The sequence below is a fragment of the Paenibacillus sp. R-74696 genome (genome assembly GCF_055814915.1).
The window spans coordinates 57,165-77,361 of sequence record NZ_JBPULM010000050.1 but is presented as its reverse complement, the minus strand read 5'-3'; the positions used below and the strand labels follow the sequence as shown (position 1 = coordinate 77,361).

The following is a 20,197-nucleotide window of genomic DNA, read 5'->3' as shown; positions in this document are numbered from 1 at the left end:
CCCGCAACGTTTCTCTTACGCGCATAATATTGGAAGCTCAGTGGAACCCTATGCAATAAAAGAGCACAAAGGGGTTCAATCATAATGCTAATGAGCTTATGGAAGCAGCTAAAAAGAAAGCTTCGCCGCCGTCCGCTATGGACGCTGGGCAGTATCGCCTTGCTTGCCGTAACGCTAGCGTGTGCTGTCTGGCAGCCTGGAAAAGCGGCTGCCGCTAATGTCGTAGGTGAAGCTTTTCGTTCAGGAGCCGTCACCCGCCCCTCTACTGACTTGCTTCGCGAGCTGCGAGAGCAGCAGGAGCCAGTGAGCGTCATGCTGCGCCGCTACTATTTATGCGGGCAGGAGAGCAGGCCGCTCGGACGCATGACCTCGCTCCAGCTGATTCGGCTGTTGGAGGCAAATAGCAGTTGGCATGCCACCTTCGATAAAACGAACAACCGGGTGCTGGTGGAGCAGACGGTGGATGAGTTTTCGAAGCATTGCCAGAATGAAGCGTATATGGGCGTGGATAAGCAGGGGAATTTATCGCTGTTTGAAGGGGCGCCCCAGCAGGAGAAGGTGCTGCGAACTTTTTTTCAACTGGATATTCGGTATTTGGAAAGCAGCTTGCCTCGCGATAAAGTAGAACAGCTGTCACACGGGATTAAAATTAATGACATCGATGAATTTAACAGCGTCCTGTCTACCTTTAGCGACTATGAGCTGGGACATGGCAAATCTGCTAATTAAGTAAGATTAAGGTGAATGTAAGAGAAAGTGACATGTAATTTCTGTTTAATAAGTAAATCCACATTATGGATCAAGTGCTGTCCATAATGTGGATTTACTTATTTATTCAGGAAAAATATAATGTTTATTTAGTTTAAAACGGTTTTTGTTTATGATCGAGTATTGATACTATATAGTAAGCGTCCTACTGTGCAAATAGAGTGCAGAATACAAAACGAGGCGAGTAAGTTATAAACCACTAGGTAAATAGAATGCGGAAAGGCAGCGGTACATGACGATGATACTGGCCGAAACTTGGTCACTTGAATTATAAACATTCATAACAAATATTGTTTTTGTACCATTCTAACTGGGTATCTATTGGTTTGGAAAAAAAATATGGAAAACTTAAAATGATTATGTTAATATAATAGCTGTGTTAAAATAAATTTTTGAAAAGGAGTTTTTATTTTGAAGAAAATTAAAAGTTTAACTGTATCTCTTGTTCTAGGAGCTTGTCTTGTGGGGACTGCATTGAGTGCATCAGCTGCTTCCTCAGAAAATCAAAATAGTGGTGGAATTGATTTAGATTCCTATATTGCTCAAGAATCGGCGTTTAAAACTGTGCAAAGTAAAAATGTAATTGGGAACCAGGCTATCTCTTTATTAGCTGATGATGACGAAAACGGCGGAGGTACTTTTACGGTGGTAAGAGGTGGAGATCGTCATACTGCTTATTATAATCATCAAACAAAAGAACATTTAGCAAGTGTATCTAATAGTCATTCAACAATACGGAGTGAGTGGAAAACTCCATCTATTGAGGCTTCGGCTTGGATAAAATCTACGGTATCAGGTAACAAAGCTAACTGGCAGACTCGCTAATAATAAAAACTACCATAGTGCAGGTTTAAACTGCATTATGGTAGTTAATTTAAAGGGGTATTTTTTTGTGAAAAAATTGCTTTACGCACTATTAGTATTAGTTATTATTTCAGTCAACTTATTTGGATATTTTTTTATGAATAACAAGCAAACATTTGACTTTTTATATGAAAATAATCAAATGGTGGAATTTGATTATAGCAAGGCAAGATTGGATTTTAATAATAGTGAGTTAATAAATGATATGATTGAATTTTCTAATGATAATGATGTAAACATTTCTCAGTATAATTTTATAAGTGAACATGATTTGAATATATATTCCACTAACATGAAAAATAATCCCAATATAAAGTTGAAAATAGGTGATCTACCTAAAGGGAATGCATATATATCTAGTAAAGCTCAAGATTCAATTCAAACAAACCAGTCGGGTGTTTTTTTATTCCCACTATCGAATTGGGAGATCCGAATATACAATATGCAGGAAGTGAAAAATGTTGGGCTCGGGGAAGAATTTTATTTTAGTAAAACTGACAATGATACAATAAATGCATTTGTTAAAAAATTCTCAGTATATGGTAAAATAACGTTCGTAAATAAGACTATAAATAATATTTTTTTTGCGAACGTTAATTTATTGATGGTTGTTGTGTTTTCGTTTGTAATATTTTTAATTGTATTTTTTTATTTTCTTATGCAAAATGCAAAAAAAATATTGCTGAAAGAGCTTTGGGGGTATTCAAAGTGGCAGGTGTTATTTTCTTACCCGAAAATGTTTTTAAGTTATATAATCGTTTTAGTATCCTTATTATTCTTTCTAATCTTGATATTTTCTGTATGTTTCAATCAGATGTATTCTCTGATAGAATACATGGTTTTTTATATAATTATAAACATTATTGCCACCATTTTTCTTTTTTTGTTTGCTTTGATAGGTACTTGGTTCATCCAAAAATTCAATGATAATACTGTTTTACTAAAAAGAAAGATGCCTTTTGATAAAATTAAATGGATATCTATTACATTGAAATTTGTGGTTTCTGTATTTTTATTATCTATTGTCAGTTCTTCATTGTCTAATTTGTATTATTTAAAAAATAAGGTTGAGGCTTTGGATTATTGGAATCAAACGCAAAACGTATACAAGATTCAATTAGGACCATTAGGAAAAGAGATATATAGTAATTTAGAGTTGGATAGAAATTTAAATAATAAATTATTTGACTTCTATAAAAAGATTGAGATGAATAACAATGCGTTCTTAATGCTATCTGAGAATTTTCAAGTGATTGAATACAATAAGGGTGAAATTACATATAGTTACACTCGAAATACAACAAATGAAGATGAAATATATTCTCCTTACGGAAGAAGAGTTACTATTAATTGTAATTATTTAAATATTAATCCTATATATGCAATTAATGATTTATCTGTGAATGCATATGTGCGAGATAACGAAAATACCTTGAATTTATTAGTGCCTGTGCAGTTTAGATACTTTGAAAATCAAATTATTCAATCGTATAAAGATTGGTTCTATTTTCAAAAAGTAAGTGTGGATAATATATATAGGAAGGAACTTGGACATCCCTTAAACGAAAAGAAAATAGAGGATCTAATGGTTAATATTATATATACGAAGGAGGGACAGAGTTATTTTACTTTTGACAGTTATACTGGAGACAGTCAAAATAAAATTATAGATCCAATTGCGGTAATATATAATGATAGTGTAGATACTTCAAATTTAGGAGCGTATGCTACCACTTCACTATTCTTTATAGACAATACTCAAGGAAATGCTTTTGAAAGTATTTCTTCGTCTATACGCGAGGCCGGGGTATTTGAAATAAACAATGCTCTGTCTGTCTATAGTGAAGCAAATGATCAAATTGTTGAACAACAATGGCTGTTATTCCAACAGATTATTGGATTGACCATAACAATGATCTTCTCGGTAATACTTATTATTATCTTTGTTTGGGCTTATTACAATGCTAATATTTATCGTTTGAATCTTAAATACTTATTCGGATATTCTTACTGGGTAATTAATAGACAAATAATTATATCTACTGTGATTACTAATATTATTTCTGGATTTTTAATATACTTTATTTATGGTATCAATTTTATTATCCCTTTGGTCGTTTTTGTATTAATTATTGATTTGCTTGTTATAAATAGTCTAAGTAGTTACTTAAGTAGAAGGCACATGAATAAGGTGTTAAAAGGAGAACGTTTATGATTGAACTCAACAATGTGAGTAAAGGCTTTGACGGAAAGCCTGTATTAACGAATTTTTCACTGAAAATAAATGATAATGAGATTGTGTCTATAATAGGCTCGAGTGGTGCGGGCAAAACAACAGCTTTGAATCTAATAGGTCTATTAGATAAACCCGACAAGGGTAGTGTTATAATTGCTAACACAATCAATCCTACTAAAAAAGAAACTATGTATTTAAGAAGGTATACATTGGGTTATATTTTTCAAAACTACGTTCTAATGGACAATGAAACTGTGTCTGAAAACTTACTACTCTCAAAAACATATAATAATGAATTCAGTGAGGAGTTAATGAAAAACACTTTGAATAGGGTAGGATTAAGTGCTACATTTTTGAATAAAAAGATATATCAATTAAGTGGTGGAGAACAACAAAGAGTTGCTATTGCCAGAGTTATATTAAAGCCTTGTAAAATTATATTAGCAGATGAGCCCACAGGTAATTTGGATAATATAAACAAGGAAATTGTTATTTCCTTGTTCCGTGAATTACAGAGTTTCGGTAAAACAATTGTTTGTGTAACTCATGATAAAGAAGTTGCGAGCAAATCGGATAGAATAATCGAGATAACACATTAAGGGGTCTAGTTATAATTCGGGGTAAATTCGTTTAAACAATTTCATACAGTAATTGTTCTTTTGGTCAATGCATTTATTTTATTAGCGAAGGAAGAGGACGTTCTTATAGAGGACGTCCTCTTCTTGTTGTATAATGGATGATGGTGCAAAGAAAAGCGACTGCTCCTAAGCACTTTCCTCAAACGCATGTTCTCATCCTTTCTGTCTTTTGGTATAATAGGAGAAATAAACAGCAGGAATAAGGAGTTGGCGGTTTGCGCGTTCTAGGCATAGATCCCGGTATTGCGATAGCGGGTTTTGGTTTCATTGATAAAGAGGGTCATAAGCTTAAGCCCGTTCAGTATGGCTGTATTCAGACGGAGGCGCATACGCCGCCCGAGGAGCGGCTCATTCAAATTTATGATTCGGCTGTCGCTCTAATGGATAAGTACAAGCCCGATTCGGTTGCGGTGGAGAAGCTGTTCTTTAACCGGAACGTATCAACGGCGTTTGCGGTTGGGCAGGCGCGTGGAGTTATTATTTTGGCGGCGGCGCAGCGCGGGCTTCCGGTTGCGGAATATACGCCGCTGCAAGTCAAGCAGGCCGTTGTAGGCTATGGCAAGGCGGAGAAGCGCCAAGTGCAGGAGATGGTTAAAATGTTCTTGAATTTATCGGCCATTCCGAAACCCGATGATGTAGCAGATGCGCTGGCAGTGGCTATTTGCCATGCCCATTCGGCGGTTTTAGTCCAAAAAATAAATGAGGCGGGACGATCATGATTGATTTTTTACGAGGTATAGTGTCCCATGTCGAGCTGGAGTATGTGGTGCTGGATGTACGGGATGTCGGTTACCGGGTGTTTACGCCGAATCCGTATGCGTTAGCGAAAAAGGAAGAAGCCGTCACCCTTTATATTCATCATTCCGTCCGTGAGGATGCGATTTTATTGTACGGGTTTGCAACGCGCGAGGAACAGACGCTGTTCCGCAAGCTGCTGGAAGTATCGGGCATTGGTCCGCGCGTGGCGCTGGGCATACTCGCAGGAGGCAAGCCGGAAACGGTTATTGCTGCCATTCAGCAGGAAAATATTACGTTTCTTACGAAGCTGCCCGGAATCGGCAAGAAGACGGCGCAGCGGATGATTTTGGACTTGAAGGACAAGCTTGCGGGCATCGCAAGCGATGCGGCGGTGCTGTCGGCGGCGGGCGCTTACCTGGAGCCCGATTTATTCCAAAGCGGCAGCGGCCAGGGAGCGGGAACCGCATGGGAAGAGGCGCGTGAGGCGCTCGCAGCGCTCGGTTATACAGCTGCGGAGCTTGATCGGGCTTGGCATGGCTTGCAGCAGACGGTGGTTCCAGAGGAGACGGTCGATTCCCTCATGAAGCGCGCTTTGCAGCAGCTGTTTAAAGGTTGACGAAAAGGAGCTGAGCACGGATGGACGAAAGAATTATTTCCGCCAACCTTATGATGGATGATCAGGCGGTGGAGCTAAGTCTGCGTCCTCGTTATTTGGCTGAATATATCGGTCAATCGAAGGCGAAGGAAAATTTGAAAGTGTACATAGACGCAGCAAAGCTTCGCAAGGAAGCGCTCGATCATGTATTGCTCTACGGACCGCCCGGACTTGGGAAAACAACGCTGTCGAACATCATCGCCAATGAGCTTGGCGTAAACCTGCGCACGACATCGGGACCAGCCATTGAGCGCCCAGGCGATCTCGCTGCTCTGCTGACGAATTTGCAGGAGGGCGACGTGCTGTTTATCGATGAGATCCATAGGCTGCACCGTACAGTGGAGGAAGTGCTTTACCCGGCAATGGAGGATTACGCGCTTGACATTATGATTGGCAAAGGCCCAAGCGCAAGGTCCGTACGGCTTGATTTGCCGCCATTTACACTGATTGGCGCGACGACAAGGGCGGGGCTGCTTTCCGCTCCACTGCGGGATCGCTTCGGCGTCATCAGCCGGCTGGAGTTTTATACGGTTGATGAGCTTGCTTATATTATTTCGCGCTCGGCGGAAATTTTTGATATTTCCATCGTAGGCGAAGCCTCTCAGGAAATTGCGCTGCGCTCCCGTGGAACACCGCGGATTGCCAACCGCCTGCTTAAGCGGGTAAGGGATTTTGCCCAAGTGCGCGGCGATGGCATTATAACAGACGAAATAGCAAGCTCAGCTCTGGAGCTGCTGCAGGTGGATCCGATGGGCCTGGACAGCATCGACCATAAAATGCTGCAATCCATGATGACGACATTTGCCGGGCGCCCGGTAGGCTTGGATACAATTGCGGCTACCATTGGCGAGGAAAGCCAGACGATAGAAGATGTGTATGAGCCTTATTTAATGCAGATCGGTTTCCTCCAGCGGACACCGCGCGGACGGATGGCAACCGAACAGGCTTATCGCCATTTAGGCATCCCTTATCCGGAGAGAAATTAGAATGGCTGGTGCAAGGCAGAGTTCAGCAGAAAAGCTGTTTGTCATCTATGATGGCGAGTGCAATCTCTGCATTGCGACGGTTGCAAGGCTCAAGGAGCTACCGTCGCGGGCTGATTTGCAATTTGTGCAAATTCAGCAATTGGAGCAGCAAGGGACGGTGAGCGTCCCCGGCATTCAGCAGGTGAGTGTGCAGCAGCTTTATGAGAAAATGCATGTTGCGGACAGCAATGGCGCGCTTTATGCCGGAGCAGCAGGCGTTATTCGTGTGCTGCGCACGGTTAAAGGCCTGGGCGTACTTTCTCTGCTTTACCGAATACCAGGCATGAGCCGAATAGCGGATGCTATTTATCGCATTATTGCGAGCCGGCGTTATGAATGGTTTGGCAGAACGGAGCAAAGCTGCTCGGTGGACGGCTGCGAGTGGAAGCCGCCAAGGCAGAACAATAATCACCCAGAAGGGGGAAGGTGAGATGAACACCCGCTTTTCGATCAGACGGCTGTCGCTTCTAACTTTAGCTGGGTTATTGCTCATTTCAATGTGGCATGTACAGCCTTCTCAAGGAGCAGTACCTCAGCTTGATTCGATACGAGTCGCTATTTTTTTGCAATTTCCGGGGAAATATCAGGTGAATACGGCCGCGGCTACACTCAGCTCAGCGGGCGGCTTGTCCATTGGCATGAAGCAGCCGTCCGGCGCGGAGGAATGGCTGCGGGAATCAGCCAATGTACAGGCCCGCTTTGCGAAGGATGATTATAAGGTCAAGGTGCTGGAAACGACCAGCTTCGAAACGGCCCTAAGCGCATATAAACGAGTGCAAGCGGCCAAGGGCAGCGGTTTTATTACTTCCTTAACGAAGAAAAGCAAGACGGTGTACCAGGTAACAGAAGGTACCTACAAAACCGTTGACGAAGCAAAAACAGCGCTAAGCAAATGGAAGTCAGACAGCGAGCTAACGAAGCTTGCAGGCGGCTCCCAGCCGGAGCTGCAAGGTCCGCTTCATCTGGAAAGCACAGGCTACGCTTCTAAAGCTGAGGCTGTCAAGGCGGCCGCAGCATTCGAGGCAGCAGGTATTGATACGTATATCGCTGTACGCAAGCCTGCAAGCGGGCTGCGTTATTCGGTTATGGTAGGTGCTGCTGCCAGCAGTGCTGACTTAGACCTTATTAAGGTAGCGACTGGAGCAGCTGGAGTCAGCCTGCTGCAGGCCGATGTCAAAACGCCGTATTTGCTGCTGAAGAGTGATCACACGCTGACAGGCAAGGCGGGAAGCCCGCTTACGATGTACACGTTCCCTGTAACAAGCGCCAAAGTGTGGGTAGAGCCGGCAGGCAAAGAAACCATTAAGCTGACGGAGCGTTACAGCCGCACGTATCGCGGGGCGTTTGAATTCAGTGATTTTAATGGCAAGCTTGCAGTCGTAAATGAACTTCCGTTTGAGCAGTATTTGTATTCGGTTGTAGGTGCGGAAATGGTTTCCTCTTGGCCGCAGGAGGCTTTGAAAGCCCAGGCGGTAGCCGCTAGAACGTATGCACTCTATCAGGGCTCAGGTTTTCAAATTGCCCATGTGGTTGATAGTGTGAGCAGCCAAGCCTATGCTGGCACAAGCACGGAGAAGCAATCAACGATTCAAGCGGTAGATGCGACGCAAGGTGAGGTTATACTGTACAAGGGTAAGCTGATCGAAGCGCTATATTCCTCTAATGGCGGTGGGGCTACAGCGGATGCGAAGGAAGTATGGGGCAATGCAGTCCCCTATTTGACCAGCGTCAAAAGCCCGACCGACAGCTCGGCGGAAAAAGGGCTGTTCAGCTGGTACCGCGTCGTGCTCCCAAGCGGCTTGACAGGCTATATTCGCGAGGATTTGCTTACGGCAACAAGCGAAACGAATCCCGCAGGAATTAAGCTGATGAAGGTTAACACGGACGGCGTAAAGGTACGGAAAATACCGCTCATTCAGGATGAGGTTCCGCTAGTAGGCCAGGTTAATTCGGGCGCTAAGGTTGTCGTTTTGGAAAAATCGGTGCAATCGGGCCCGATGTCTTGGGTACGAGGCCCGTTCAGCTCAGAAGAGCTGGTCGCTTCACTCAAGAGCGTCACCACGATATCCGGACCGATTTATTCGCTTCAAGTGAGCAAGACAGGACAGTCTGGACGCGCTACGGAATTGCTGGCAAACGGCAAAAAGCTTGAGGTCAAATATCCAGATATGCTGAGGACGGCGCTTGGGAGCTTGCCAAGCACCCTGTTCCAAATCGATGAGACGGCACGTGTGACCGTACTTGGAGCGAATAAGAAAACGACAACAAAGCCGGAGAGCGCAGGTGCGGTCTATACGGTTGGGGCAGGCGGCGAAGTGAAGCAAATGGATGCCAAGCTGTATATTATGGGCGGCAAAGGCCAAGTCCGTGAAGCAACCAAGACGCCGAGCTTCCGTTTCGTTGGCACAGGCTTCGGTCATGGCATCGGTTTGTCCCAATATGGAGCGCTAGGCCTTGCCGAGCAAGGGTATGACTACTCTTATATTCTGAAATACTATTATAATGATGTAACTATCGCTAAGGAATGATGACTGACAGATGAACGTAGAAATGTTTGATTTTGAACTGCCGGAGCATTTAATCGCCCAGACGCCGCTGCTGCAGCGGACCTCATCAAGACTCTTGACGCTGGATCGCAGCAACGGCGCGGTGAACCATGAAAGCTTCACTGATCTGGCGCAGCATTTGCATGCCGGCGATGTGCTGGTGCTTAATGACACTAGGGTACTGCCTGCTCGTTTAATTGGCGCAAAGGCGGATACGGGGGCGAAGATCGAGCTTCTGCTGCTTAAGCAGCTCGAAGGAGACCGCTGGGAGGCGCTCGCGAAGCCAGCCAAACGCATGAAGATCGGTACAGAGGTTTGGTTTGGCGACGATGGCAGCGGCCAGCCTCTGCTGCGTGCCTTTGTAGAAGAGGAAGGCGATATGGGCGGCCGCACGATTCGGTTTGCCTATTCCGGCATTTTTCAGGAGCTGCTGGAGCGGCTTGGCGAAATGCCGCTTCCCCCCTACATTCGGGAACGTCTGGAGGAGCGTGAGCGCTATCAGACCGTTTATGCCAAGCATGATGGCTCGGCAGCCGCACCAACGGCAGGGCTGCATTTTACAGCCGATTTTTTGAAGCAGCTTGCAGATAAAGGTGTGCGAATTGCCTATGTGACGCTGCATGTAGGACTCGGAACGTTTCGGCCGATGTCGGTAGACGTTGTGGAAGAGCATGTCATGCATTCGGAATATTACGAGCTTAGCGAGGAGACGGCGGCGCTGCTGAATCAGGCGAAGGCCGAGGGCGCGCGAATCGTTGCGGTGGGGACAACCTCTGCGCGGACGCTGGAAACCGTTGCGACCCGCTTTGAGAATGAATTCATTCAGGCATGCAGCGGCTGGACTGATATTTTTATTTTTCCGGGCTATTCCTTCAAGCTTGTTAATGCGCTGCTGACCAATTTTCATTTGCCTAAGTCGACGCTGGTTATGCTCGTCAGCGCGCTTGCTGGGCGCGATGCGGTGATGGGCGCGTATGCGGAAGCGATTCGTGAGGAATACCGCTTTTTCAGCTTCGGCGATGCGATGTTTATTTATTAATAGTAGAGCAACAAAATTAAAGAGGACAGGAAGCGTGAATTGTGGCTGTAACCTATGAATTGTTAAAAGTGTGCAAGCAGTCTGGAGCGCGGCTCGGCCGCGTCCATACGCCCCATGGCGTAATCGAGACGCCGGCTTTTATGCCGGTGGGAACCCAGGCGACGGTAAAGACAATGAGCCCGGAAGAGCTGAAGACGATGGATGCTCATATTATTTTGAGCAATACGTACCATCTGTTTTTGCGTCCCGGACATGATTTGATTAAACGCGCAGGCGGATTGCATAAGTTTATGAACTGGGACCGTCCGATTCTGACTGACAGCGGCGGCTTTCAGGTGTTCAGCTTGAGCGAAATGCGTAAAATTACCGAGGAAGGCGTCCAGTTCCGTTCCCATTTGAACGGAGATAAGATGTTTTTGTCACCGGAAAAGGCGATGGAAATTCAAAATGCGCTCGGCTCTGATATTATGATGGCATTTGACGAATGCCCGCCATATCCGGCTGAGCATGCTTATGTAAAACAGTCGCTTGAGCGCACGACACGCTGGGCTGAGCGCTGCCTTGAATCCCATGCTCGTCCACATGACCAAGGTCTGTTCGCAATCGTCCAGGGAGGCATGTATGAGGACCTGCGCATCCAGAGCGCGAAAGATTTGACTTCCATGGATTTCCCGGGGTATGCTATTGGAGGACTAAGTGTCGGAGAGCCGAAACACTTGATGTATCAAGCACTTGAGTATACGGTACCGCTGCTTCCAACCGGCAAGCCAAGGTATTTAATGGGAGTTGGTTCGCCCGATGCGCTGCTGGAAGGTTCCATTCGCGGCATCGATATGTTCGACTGTGTGCTTCCTACGAGAATTGCGCGCAACGGAACTACGATGACAAGCGAGGGAAGACTCGTTATTCGCAATGCCAAGTATGCAGAGGACTTTGGGCCACTTGATCCAAAATGCTCTTGCTACACATGCACGAATTATTCACGCGCTTATATTCGCCACTTGATGAAGGCCGATGAAACATTCGGTATGAGATTGACGACTTATCATAATCTACATTTCCTGCTTCAACTCATGAGGGATGTGCGTCAGGCGATTACCGAAGATCGGCTCCTTGATTTTCGCGATGAGTTTTTTGACAGCTATGGGTTGCGGGATAACGATAAAGGATTTTAGAAAGGGGGGATTTCAATGTCACTATGGTTAGCAGATGCAGCTGGAGCGCCAACGAATAGCATTTGGGGAATGGCATGGCCGATACTACTCATGTTCGCCGTGTTCTACTTCTTGCTTATTCGTCCGCAACAGAAGAAACAGAAGCAGCGTACAGCGCTGTTGTCGCAGCTGAAAAAAGGCGATAAAATTTCAACAATCGGCGGTATGCACGGTACAATCACAGAATTGACGGATGACACAGTCGTACTTCGCGTCAGTGATACGGTTAAGCTGACGTTTGAACGCAGCGCAATTAGCTCGGTCGTTAGCAGTGCGCCTACGATTTCGAAAGATTAGTAGGATAGCTCCACAAAGCTTGCGCCTTGAAGGTCTAACCTTCAAGGCGCAAGCTTTTTTTAAGATATAAGCAAGTATAAGTTACTCCCTTATAATGGGCTTATATTTCATCCTCGAAACGTTAGCATTGCCAGCCACCGAATTACTTCTTGAGATTGACGCCAATAACGCCCCCGAAAGCACCAAGCAGCAAAGTAATGCCAAGCACAATCGCGGTATGCAGGGAAAAGCCGGCATCGGCAGCAAGAAAGCCGATTAACAGTATGGTCACACCATAGAGCAGCCCCAGCAATCCGCCCTGGTACCAGCCTTTCATACCAGAACGCTTGCCCGATGTTAATCCGCCGGCAAAAGCGGACAAGCCATGAATACACGTTGCGAAGGTCGGCAGGCTGCTTTCCTTCATATTGCCGAAGTGCAGCAGAAGCGAGAGCAGCAAAGCGCCTAAAGCAAGCCAAACGATGGCATAAAGGAGACCCGCCAGCATAGGCGAAGCGATCTGGGGCGGCCGCGGCACATGTTTAATGGGATTCATCGATTTCCTCCTTAAATTCCTTTTACTTAAACCATATGGCCAGGCTGTGTGGAATAGTACAAACAAGTGGGAGGGTGGACGAAATTCTATCCAATTACGTATAATGTGAGGGATAAGAAAGGGTGAAGCGAGATGGAAACCAAGGCAGCAGGAATGCTTTACAATCCGGCGGCTTGGCAGGTTATCGCAGTAGCAGTTATTTTTTTGGTAACCTATGCCTTTGTCATTACGGATAAAATCAATCGGGCAGCGGCGGCGCTGGCAGGCGCATTTCTCATATTGGTGCTGGGCATATTGGATCTGCGGTATGCATTTACGGAGGCGGTCGGCTGGCGCGTTATTATGCTGCTCATCGGCATGATGCTGCTTGTCGGCATTTTGAACCGGGCAGGCGTCATCCCATACATAGCGATTAAGCTGGCCCAGTGGGTCAAAGGAAGCTCGTGGAAAATATTTATACTGCTTATTGCCTTAACTGGCATTAGCTCAGCGTTTTTGGACAATGTAACGATTATGCTGCTCGTTATTCCGGTAACGATGTCGATTACAAAATTGCTGAAGCTGAATCCCTACCCGTTTATTTTTGCAGAAATTGCGGCTTCGAACATCGGTGGAGCTGCTACTTTAATCGGTGATCCGGTTAATATGATTATTGGCGCTGCCAACAAGCAGCTGACGTTTAATGCCTTTATCGTCCATTTAGGACCCGTTTCGTTGTTTATTTTGATCGTTACTATTGGTTTATTTTTGTTTGTGTACCGCAAGCATTTTAAGCCTACGCATAAAAGCAAGGAAGCTAGCGAGCTGATGAAGCTTTCCGCCAGCTCCTATATTAAAAATCGCCCGCTGATGATCAAATCAGTCATCGTATTTTTGCTAACCATCATTGCCTTTACGCTCCATTCCTTATTAGGCATAGAGCCGGCGGCTATTGCGCTCGGCAGCGCGGCATTGCTCATGGTTATCGGTCTAAAGCGCAAGGAGGCAGAAATCGCCTTCCGCATGGTGGATTGGGGCACGATTTTATTTTTTATCGGCTTATTTATTATGGTAGCGGGGCTTTCGGCGACGAATTGGACAAGCCAAATCGCTTTGGTTCTGCTGCAAATGACTTCCGGTAATGCGGATATAGCATCAGTGCTGCTATTGTGGATTTCCGGTATAGCCTCCGCTACGATGGATAATGTGCCGTTTGTGACAGCAATGGTGCCAGTCATTCACGCGATGGGTGCTGAGCTTGGACTGAGCGCGAGTCAAATGGAGCCGCTGTGGTGGTCGCTGTCGCTTGGTGCAAATCTCGGCAGCAACGGCACGCTCATTGGCGCCTCCGCAAACGTAATTGCCGCTGGCCTTGCTCTGCGGGAAGGCAAAAGCTTTCATTTTAGAGCTTTTCTTAAAGTTGGAGCGCCGATTGCATTCATGTCGCTGCTCGTCTCCACAGCTTACGTGTATTTTATTCTGATTCCATAATTTTATGTTTTCCCGCCTTTACCATAAATTCGTGCCTGGCCGTTTCGTATGAGGGACATGGCGGCAGGTGAGAATACGTGTACAGACTGCTCAGGCCAAAATGCAGCAGGCGCGAGCGATGAAGGAGGCGGGATCACTTGGAATTTCTGACCCTTGTGCTGCGTACCGTATTGATTTATTTCATCGTATTTCTCATTATGCGGTTTATGGGGAAGCGGGAAATCGGCAAGCTGTCGGTTTTTGACCTGGTTATCTCGGTCATGATTGCCGAAATAGCCGTGATCGTTATAGAGGATTTGGATCGAACGATGTGGGAAGGCATTGTGCCGATGGTTATTTTAATGCTCGTGCAGGTGGGCATGGCTTTTGTGGCGCTGAAAAATCGCAAGCTGCGGCTCTTGTTTGACGGAAAGCCCAGCATCATTATGGCGAAGGGCAAGCTCAATCGCGATGTGATGCGCAAGCAGCGCTACAATCTGGATGATTTTATGCTCCAGCTTAGAGAAAATCAAATTACAAGGATCTCGGATGTGGAATTTGCGATTTTGGAGACGAGCGGCAAGCTGTCGGTTATTCCTAAAAATACCGATGAGGCCCCGCCGGAAATGTCGGAGGAGCATTTGTTTGCTGAGCCGCAGCTGAGCAGCAGCGAAGCAGAGCAACAGCAGCAGATGGAAGAAGGCACTAGGACTGAGCAAATTTCGGAATTAACAAGCAAGCTTAGCACGAGGCAAGATTCTAAAGTCATTCCGCCTAAATATCGTTTTGAAATTTTGCCCATTCCGCTCATTATGGATGGCAAAGTACAGGATGAAAATTTAGAGAAGCTGGAGAAAACCCGTTTTTGGTTGAAAAATGTGCTGCAGGATGAAGGTGTGACCGACTTCAAGGAAGTATTCCTGTGTACAATAGACCATAAAGGCAAGCTGTTTTTGGATAAAACGAAAAAGCCGCGAAGGTAGTTTGGGAGCCATAATGTCCCAACCTGCTCGCGGCTTTTTTTTGTACATGTATGCCGCTAGGTCCGTGAAAACCAATGACCAATTTTGGGCAGGCGGGTGAGGTCATGCCGGTCAATAATGTTGGTCCATACCATTAGCGCCAAATATACAATAGCCCCGCATGCACAGGCAACGAGCAAATTCACCCATTCCGCGGCGAGCGGCTCACGGTTCATGACGAAGCGAGCAGCAGCCCCCATAATCACCATAGCAGAGATGACCTTCATAAAATCGCGCAGCTTCATGCGGAAGCCGATCAGCTTGAGAACGCTAATGCCATGCAGCGCAGTGACTAGTACAATATTCAAATTAATCGCAATCAAAGCGCCGTATATGCCAAATTCGGGCTTGGAGGCGAGATAAATAATTAAGACCAGCTTAATAGCGGCCCCTATTAACGTGTTCATAAGCGCCTTTCCCGGTTTATCCAGCGCCTGGAGAGTGGCTTGCAGTGGAGCCTGCAAATAAATAAAAAGGCCGACAGGGGCAAGCAGTTGCAGCATAGGAGCAATTTCACTGTGGTTGTACAGCATCCGACAGATCGGCTCGGCAAATAGGCCAAGAATAACGACGAAGGGTGCTCCTGCGACAAGTGCCAGCCTCATGGATTGATGCAAACGCTTATGTATTGTAGCCATATCCCCCCTTGACGCCGCTTCGGAAAGCGACGGAATAAGCGAGGAGGCAAGGGAGTAGGTCAAAGCGGTAGGCAGCAGGATGAGCGGTATGACCATTCCTTGCAGCGCCCCGTATTGCGCTGTAGCAATGCCTGTAGCGATACCTGCTGTAGCCAGACTGCGAGCGGTGAAAATGGATTCCAGCAAATAGGAGAGCGAGCCGACAAGGCGGCTGGCTGTAACGGGTATGGAAAGGCTAAGCAGCTTGCCCATAATGGGTGCCTTATCTTCAGTTGTAGATGGCTTGCTTGCCTCAGTCAACTGAGCGGGAGTTCTTTTTTCCCTTGCGTATTTCCATAGCAGTACAGCTAGGCCTCCTATTTCTCCAACCACAACGCCAAGCATGGCGCCAGCCGCTGCCCATTCCAAGCCTTTGGGCATGAGGAGCATCGCGAAACCAAGCGAGAAAATAATGCGCAGCACCGTCTCCACAATTTGGGAGGCCGCAGATGGAATCATATTTTGCTTGCCCTGGAAGTAGCCGCGAAATACAGATGAAATCCCGACGATCAGCAGCATCGGAGTCATGAACAGAAACGTGCGCTGTACACGCTTGTCCGGCAGCAAATGCGCGGTTATCCAAGGCGAGAATAGCAGCAGCAGGCTGGTCAGCGTAATGGCAAGAAAGATCGTAAGCAGCATCGCACTGCGAAAAATATGGCGGATCCGTCCCTCGTCCCCGTTTGACTGGGCTTCGGCAATCCATTTGGCAACGGCGAGCGGAATGCCGCCGGTAATAATTGTCAGCATGACGGCCAAAAACGGATAGCTCAGCTGATACAGCCCCACGCCTTCGGCGCCTATAATGCGCGGCAGCGCGATGCGCGGGATGAAGCCGAGAATTCGATTGATGACACCCGCCGCAAGTAAAATCATGGCCCCTTTTATAAACGTTTGCTTGGTCATACTCGCCCCTCATTCCATTAGCCGTATTGTTGCAGTATCATAGTTATGCACGGCATGTCCGAATCATGATTGGATTATGAACATCGCTCCGTGTGCAGGAATATGCGCCCTAGGCAGCGAATAGTAGCAGTCAAGGCGAAAAAGCACGGGAGGCGCGGCTATGGAGGAACAGGACCTGGCTCAGGTAATTGAACAGCTGTGCAACAGCAAGGCAGAGGAGTTTCAGCTTATTGGCTATGAACATGCGAATGGCAAAGATATTTGGGCATGCGTAAGCGCGGGTTATAAAAAGAGCGGGCAGCCGGAGCTGCACAAGCTGGTCAACGACATTTTGTCGCTGAAGGTGACGAGCTTTATGAACTTTTTGACGATTAGCGCTTACCGGGGAACCCATTTCTAAGGGAAGGGTTTCTTTTTTTTGACTCAAAAATTGCTCGCAAGTATAATAGGAATATTGAGATCATAAGGGGGACTTAGGAAATATGAACGGGAAAAGATTATTTGCCTTCCTTGGGATCGTAGTCATCATGTTTGGCGTGATCGCTTGGACAAGCCCATCGCTGGTAAACGGCATTCGGCTAGGCCTGGATTTGAAGGGCGGATTCGAGGTGCTTTATGAGGCTGAACCGCTTACGGCCGGCGATAAAGTAACGCCTACTTTGCTGAAGGATACGGCGAAAAGCCTGGAGGCTCGTGCCGACAAGATCGGTATTTCCGAGCCGGAGATTACGACTGAAGGAACGAACCGCATTCGCGTCAGGCTTGCTGGCGTGACGAATGAGGATGAGGTAAGAGACATCATCAAGAAGCCGGTTAATCTGACGTTTAAAGCGCCAGATGGCACGGTAGAGCTTCAAGGTGATGATTTTGTGCAAAATGCAGCTACGGTCGAATATGATTCGCTGAATAATCCGGTCGTTTCGATTAAGCTGAAAGATGCAAAGAAGTTTGAGGATGTTACGAGGAGACTGACAGGCAAGACGCTAGCGATTTATCTCGACGATGAAATGCTGTCGAATCCGAACGTCAACCAGCCAATCAGCGGCGGAAGCGCGCAAATTAGTGGTAACTTCACGCTTGATGAGGCAAATAACTTGAAAGATACGATTAATTTGGGCGCACTGCCGCTTAAGCTGACTGAGAAATACACGCAAAGCGTAGGCGCAAAGCTTGGGCAGCAGTCTCTTGAAGATACCGTTCGTGCCGGCATCATCGGCTCGGCGATTATTTTGGTGTTCCTGATTATTTTGTTCCGCATACCGGGCGTTGTAGCAGGTATTACGGTTATTACCTTTACTTGGATGCTGGTTCTCGTATTTGAGATGTTGAATGTGACTTTAACGCTGCCGGGTATTGCCGCATTTGTTCTCGGGATCGGGATGGCGGTTGACGCGAATATTATTATGTATGAACGGATTAAAGAGGAAATTCGCAGCGGAAAAAGCTTGCTTTCCTCGCTTAAAGCCGGCTCCAAAAACTCGTTCCGCACAATTATGGATGCGAATATTACAAACATGATTTCCTGCGGCGTGCTTTATTACATCGGAAACGGTGCGATCAGAGGCTTTGCACTGACGATGATTTTGAGTATTTTGGTCAGTATCGTTACAAACATTTTCTTCTCACGCCTGCTGATTCATTTGCTGATTCGCAGCAACCTGTTTACTAAACCTAGCTATTTCGGCGTGAAGGAGGCGGACATCCGTGAACTTTAAAACAACGGTGCATTTTGACTTTATCAAGCATAGCAAAAAGTTTTTCATGGCTTCTATTATTTTAACGGTAATAGGGATTATTTCGCTGTTCCTGTTCAATCTGAACTATGGCGTCGATTTTAAAGCGGGTACGAATATGGATATCGTAGTCGGCAAAGCCCTTACTCAGGCGGATGCGAAGGAAGTTTTGGCCACAGCTGGCATTACGAATGTTACACCGACGGTTGGCGGCACGAACGGGGACCGCGTTTCTGCTCGGTTTGAAGAAGTATTGGAGCAAGCGAAGGTAACAGAAATTCAAAATGCCTTTAAAGCAAAATTTGGCGATCAAGTATCGGCAGAGGTCAGTGTCGTATCTCCAGATATGGCGCGTGAGCTAGGCTTTAAGACGATTTATGCTGTTATTATTGCAAGTATTGCGATCATGATTTATGTGATGATCCGTTTCGAATGGCGCTTTGCTTTAGCAGCGAACATTGCCATTTTATATGACGCTTTTGTTGTAGTCGCTGTGTTTTCCATTTTCCGTCTGGAAGTCGACCTGCCATTTATTGCGGCGGTGCTCACGACAATCGGTTATTCGATTAATGATAAAATCGTTATTTTCGACCGAATTCGTGAAAATCTTCGTTTTGGCAAGCTGAAAACGCGTGACCAGCTCGCAGAAATGGTCAATCAGAGCCTATGGCAGACGATGGCGCGTAATATTTATACGGTGCTTGCCGTTCTCGTTATCGCGGTCTGTTTGTTCCTGTTCGGAAGCGAGTCGATCAAGCTGTTTGCCTTGGCAAAAATTATCGGTCTGACAAGCGGCGCATACTCGTCTATCTGTATTGCGAGCCCGCTTTGGCTTCTTCTTAAAAGCAAACAAAAGCCTAAAGCAAAGCAGCCTGCCAAGACTGCGGTCTAACAGCGTAGGAGGAGGCAGTCATGACAATGAACCAACGATATACAAAAGCAGAACCGGCCAGCTGGTCAGGAATATGGGGTAATGCGGCGTTGGCGTTGTTGAAAGGGGCAGCAGGCTGGCTGTCCGGCAGCAAAGCATTGCTTGCAGATGGTTGCCGATCTGCTGCGGAGGCGGCGGCTATTTTCGCGGAAAAGGTCGTTTCGCAGCGCGGTGGCAATGGCAGCGAAACATCTTCTGGCAGCGCTGCTGCTATAAAGCACAAGGAAACAAGGAAGACAGAAACCTTCATGAATGTTGTTTTAGCAGCAGCCCTGCTTCTAATTGGTTTGGAGATTGGCATTTCGGCCGTTCGCGACATTGCTGAGGGGATCAGCAAGCCGCCTCATTGGAGCGCGCTTGCTGCTTTGGCTAGTTGCCTGCTTGTGAAGGAGCTCATCTGGAAACAAAGGGAGCATGGCAGCAGCTTGTACGCGACACTTGCGGTATTCATTGGTGCAGGGACCGCGTGGCTGGGCAAGCTGATTTCGCTTCCGGTGCTTTATTATTTTGATTCGGCAGCAGCTATCGTCATTTCGGTTATCGTCATGAACGGCGGCTACCGCATTATTGTGCCATCCTCTCGCAAGGAGGAAGCATCAACAGAGGTATATAGCGAAAATACCGAGGAGCTCATGCAGCTCGTTCAACGGGTGGAAGGCGTCGTAACGGTACAGTCGCTGCACGCTCGCGAGCGGGGCCATTATGTCGTTGCGGAGACCGTTATCAGCGTTAATCCGCGCGTGACCGTACTTGAGGGCCATGAAGTGGCAAAAAGGGTGAAACGACTGCTGCTGACACGCTTTACCCACCTAACGGACGCAACCGTTCATGTCGAGCCGTATGACCCCGGTTATCCTTATAAATCCAATCACGATCCGAATCAGGAACATATGCCTACGCTGCTGCAATAGCGCAGCAAGGCAG

At 46.7% G+C, this 20,197-nt stretch carries 20 protein-coding genes; 18 read left to right on the top strand and 2 right to left on the bottom strand.

Annotated features, from left to right (window positions below; translation table 11 throughout):
• Positions 1 to 84: 84 nt before the first annotated feature.
• The 12 genes from ACSR9A_RS28835 (at position 85) to yajC (ending at position 12,020) form a co-directional block, all read left to right on the top strand.
• Entirely contained in the window at positions 85 to 729 is a 645-nt protein-coding gene (locus ACSR9A_RS28835) for a BofC C-terminal domain-containing protein (protein WP_473761737.1), read from the top strand.
• A gap of 450 nt (positions 730 to 1,179) precedes the next feature.
• Positions 1,180 to 1,593, top strand: coding sequence for a lactococcin 972 family bacteriocin (locus ACSR9A_RS28830; protein ID WP_473761734.1), 414 nt, complete (start codon positions 1,180 to 1,182; stop codon positions 1,591 to 1,593).
• A gap of 67 nt (positions 1,594 to 1,660) precedes the next feature.
• A complete protein-coding gene (locus tag ACSR9A_RS28825) occupies positions 1,661 to 3,847 on the top strand; it encodes a DUF1430 domain-containing protein (RefSeq protein WP_473761731.1) in 2,187 nt (728 codons plus the stop codon).
• Positions 3,844 to 4,467, top strand: coding sequence for an ATP-binding cassette domain-containing protein (locus ACSR9A_RS28820; RefSeq protein ID WP_473761728.1), 624 nt, complete (start codon positions 3,844 to 3,846; stop codon positions 4,465 to 4,467). The genes ACSR9A_RS28825 and ACSR9A_RS28820 overlap by 4 nt, the downstream gene beginning before the upstream one ends.
• 254 nt (positions 4,468 to 4,721) lie before the next feature.
• Positions 4,722 to 5,225, top strand: a complete 504-nt coding sequence (gene ruvC, locus ACSR9A_RS28815; protein WP_341281773.1) for a crossover junction endodeoxyribonuclease RuvC — start codon at positions 4,722 to 4,724, stop codon at positions 5,223 to 5,225.
• Entirely contained in the window at positions 5,222 to 5,860 is a 639-nt protein-coding gene (gene ruvA / locus ACSR9A_RS28810) for a Holliday junction branch migration protein RuvA (protein WP_473761724.1), read from the top strand. Before ruvC ends, ruvA begins: the two co-directional genes overlap by 4 nt.
• 20 nt (positions 5,861 to 5,880) lie before the next feature.
• A complete protein-coding gene (gene ruvB / locus ACSR9A_RS28805) occupies positions 5,881 to 6,885 on the top strand; it encodes a Holliday junction branch migration DNA helicase RuvB (RefSeq protein WP_341281775.1) in 1,005 nt (334 codons plus the stop codon).
• A gap of 1 nt (position 6,886) precedes the next feature.
• The gene (locus tag ACSR9A_RS28800) at positions 6,887 to 7,354 is read left to right on the top strand and encodes a thiol-disulfide oxidoreductase DCC family protein (protein WP_473761721.1); all 468 of its coding nucleotides are present in this window, start codon (positions 6,887 to 6,889) and stop codon (positions 7,352 to 7,354) included.
• A 1-nt stretch (position 7,355) separates the two neighbouring features.
• Positions 7,356 to 9,452, top strand: coding sequence for a SpoIID/LytB domain-containing protein (locus tag ACSR9A_RS28795; protein WP_473761718.1), 2,097 nt, complete (start codon positions 7,356 to 7,358; stop codon positions 9,450 to 9,452).
• A 10-nt stretch (positions 9,453 to 9,462) separates the two neighbouring features.
• On the top strand, positions 9,463 to 10,509 hold the full coding sequence (gene queA, locus ACSR9A_RS28790; protein ID WP_341281778.1) for a tRNA preQ1(34) S-adenosylmethionine ribosyltransferase-isomerase QueA: 1,047 nt from the start codon (positions 9,463 to 9,465) through the stop codon (positions 10,507 to 10,509).
• A 38-nt stretch (positions 10,510 to 10,547) separates the two neighbouring features.
• Complete coding sequence (tgt, locus tag ACSR9A_RS28785; RefSeq protein WP_430164054.1) at positions 10,548 to 11,684, top strand: tRNA guanosine(34) transglycosylase Tgt; 1,137 nt, start codon at positions 10,548 to 10,550, stop codon at positions 11,682 to 11,684.
• Positions 11,685 to 11,699: 15 nt separating this feature from the next.
• On the top strand, positions 11,700 to 12,020 hold the full coding sequence (yajC, locus tag ACSR9A_RS28780; protein WP_341281779.1) for a preprotein translocase subunit YajC: 321 nt from the start codon (positions 11,700 to 11,702) through the stop codon (positions 12,018 to 12,020).
• A gap of 142 nt (positions 12,021 to 12,162) precedes the next feature.
• Here the strand turns inward: yajC and ACSR9A_RS28775 are convergent, their stop codons facing one another.
• Positions 12,163 to 12,555 carry a TIGR04086 family membrane protein gene (locus tag ACSR9A_RS28775; RefSeq protein ID WP_473761714.1) on the bottom strand — a complete coding sequence of 131 codons (393 nt, stop codon included), beginning with the start codon at positions 12,553 to 12,555 and terminating at the stop codon, positions 12,163 to 12,165.
• Positions 12,556 to 12,687: 132 nt separating this feature from the next.
• Between ACSR9A_RS28775 and ACSR9A_RS28770 the strand changes: the two genes are divergently transcribed.
• Positions 12,688 to 14,025, top strand: a complete 1,338-nt coding sequence (locus tag ACSR9A_RS28770; protein WP_473761711.1) for an ArsB/NhaD family transporter — start codon at positions 12,688 to 12,690, stop codon at positions 14,023 to 14,025.
• 197 nt (positions 14,026 to 14,222) lie between these two features.
• Positions 14,223 to 14,987, top strand: a complete 765-nt coding sequence (locus tag ACSR9A_RS28765) for a DUF421 domain-containing protein (RefSeq protein ID WP_473762369.1) — start codon at positions 14,223 to 14,225, stop codon at positions 14,985 to 14,987.
• A gap of 56 nt (positions 14,988 to 15,043) precedes the next feature.
• Here the strand turns inward: ACSR9A_RS28765 and spoVB are convergent, their stop codons facing one another.
• Complete coding sequence (spoVB, locus tag ACSR9A_RS28760; RefSeq protein ID WP_473761708.1) at positions 15,044 to 16,609, bottom strand: stage V sporulation protein B; 1,566 nt, start codon at positions 16,607 to 16,609, stop codon at positions 15,044 to 15,046.
• 160 nt (positions 16,610 to 16,769) lie between these two features.
• Between spoVB and ACSR9A_RS28755 the strand changes: the two genes are divergently transcribed.
• The 4 genes from ACSR9A_RS28755 to ACSR9A_RS28740 all read left to right on the top strand — a co-directional run bounded on the left by ACSR9A_RS28755 (position 16,770) and on the right by ACSR9A_RS28740 (position 20,184).
• On the top strand, positions 16,770 to 17,009 hold the full coding sequence (locus ACSR9A_RS28755; protein WP_473761705.1) for a post-transcriptional regulator: 240 nt from the start codon (positions 16,770 to 16,772) through the stop codon (positions 17,007 to 17,009).
• Positions 17,010 to 17,091: 82 nt separating this feature from the next.
• Positions 17,092 to 18,324: a protein translocase subunit SecD gene (gene secD, locus ACSR9A_RS28750; protein ID WP_341281784.1), complete on the top strand. Its 1,233-nt coding sequence runs from the start codon at positions 17,092 to 17,094 to the stop codon at positions 18,322 to 18,324.
• Entirely contained in the window at positions 18,314 to 19,234 is a 921-nt protein-coding gene (secF, locus tag ACSR9A_RS28745; protein WP_473761701.1) for a protein translocase subunit SecF, read from the top strand. The genes secD and secF overlap by 11 nt, the downstream gene beginning before the upstream one ends.
• Positions 19,235 to 19,254: 20 nt before the next feature.
• On the top strand, positions 19,255 to 20,184 hold the full coding sequence (locus ACSR9A_RS28740) for a cation diffusion facilitator family transporter (RefSeq protein WP_473761698.1): 930 nt from the start codon (positions 19,255 to 19,257) through the stop codon (positions 20,182 to 20,184).
• The last annotated feature ends 13 nt before the right edge of the window (positions 20,185 to 20,197 follow it).

What these genes read in the sequence shown, in the direction of transcription:
- ACSR9A_RS28835 (WP_473761737.1), top strand. Translation starts at nt 85, where the DNA reads ATGCTAATGAGCTTATGGAAGCAGCTAAAAAGAAAGCTTCGCCGCCGT.
- ACSR9A_RS28820 (WP_473761728.1), top strand. Translation starts at nt 3,844, where the DNA reads ATGATTGAACTCAACAATGTGAGTAAAGGCTTTGACGGAAAGCCTGTA.
- ruvA (WP_473761724.1), top strand. Translation starts at nt 5,222, where the DNA reads ATGATTGATTTTTTACGAGGTATAGTGTCCCATGTCGAGCTGGAGTAT.
- ruvB (WP_341281775.1), top strand. Translation starts at nt 5,881, where the DNA reads ATGGACGAAAGAATTATTTCCGCCAACCTTATGATGGATGATCAGGCG.
- ACSR9A_RS28800 (WP_473761721.1), top strand. Translation starts at nt 6,887, where the DNA reads ATGGCTGGTGCAAGGCAGAGTTCAGCAGAAAAGCTGTTTGTCATCTAT.
- ACSR9A_RS28795 (WP_473761718.1), top strand. Translation starts at nt 7,356, where the DNA reads ATGAACACCCGCTTTTCGATCAGACGGCTGTCGCTTCTAACTTTAGCT.
- queA (WP_341281778.1), top strand. Translation starts at nt 9,463, where the DNA reads ATGAACGTAGAAATGTTTGATTTTGAACTGCCGGAGCATTTAATCGCC.
- yajC (WP_341281779.1), top strand. Translation starts at nt 11,700, where the DNA reads ATGTCACTATGGTTAGCAGATGCAGCTGGAGCGCCAACGAATAGCATT.
- ACSR9A_RS28775 (WP_473761714.1), bottom strand. Translation starts at nt 12,555, where the DNA reads ATGAATCCCATTAAACATGTGCCGCGGCCGCCCCAGATCGCTTCGCCT.
- ACSR9A_RS28770 (WP_473761711.1), top strand. Translation starts at nt 12,688, where the DNA reads ATGGAAACCAAGGCAGCAGGAATGCTTTACAATCCGGCGGCTTGGCAG.
- ACSR9A_RS28765 (WP_473762369.1), top strand. Translation starts at nt 14,223, where the DNA reads ATGCGGTTTATGGGGAAGCGGGAAATCGGCAAGCTGTCGGTTTTTGAC.
- spoVB (WP_473761708.1), bottom strand. Translation starts at nt 16,609, where the DNA reads ATGACCAAGCAAACGTTTATAAAAGGGGCCATGATTTTACTTGCGGCG.
- ACSR9A_RS28755 (WP_473761705.1), top strand. Translation starts at nt 16,770, where the DNA reads ATGGAGGAACAGGACCTGGCTCAGGTAATTGAACAGCTGTGCAACAGC.
- secD (WP_341281784.1), top strand. Translation starts at nt 17,092, where the DNA reads ATGAACGGGAAAAGATTATTTGCCTTCCTTGGGATCGTAGTCATCATG.
- ACSR9A_RS28740 (WP_473761698.1), top strand. Translation starts at nt 19,255, where the DNA reads ATGACAATGAACCAACGATATACAAAAGCAGAACCGGCCAGCTGGTCA.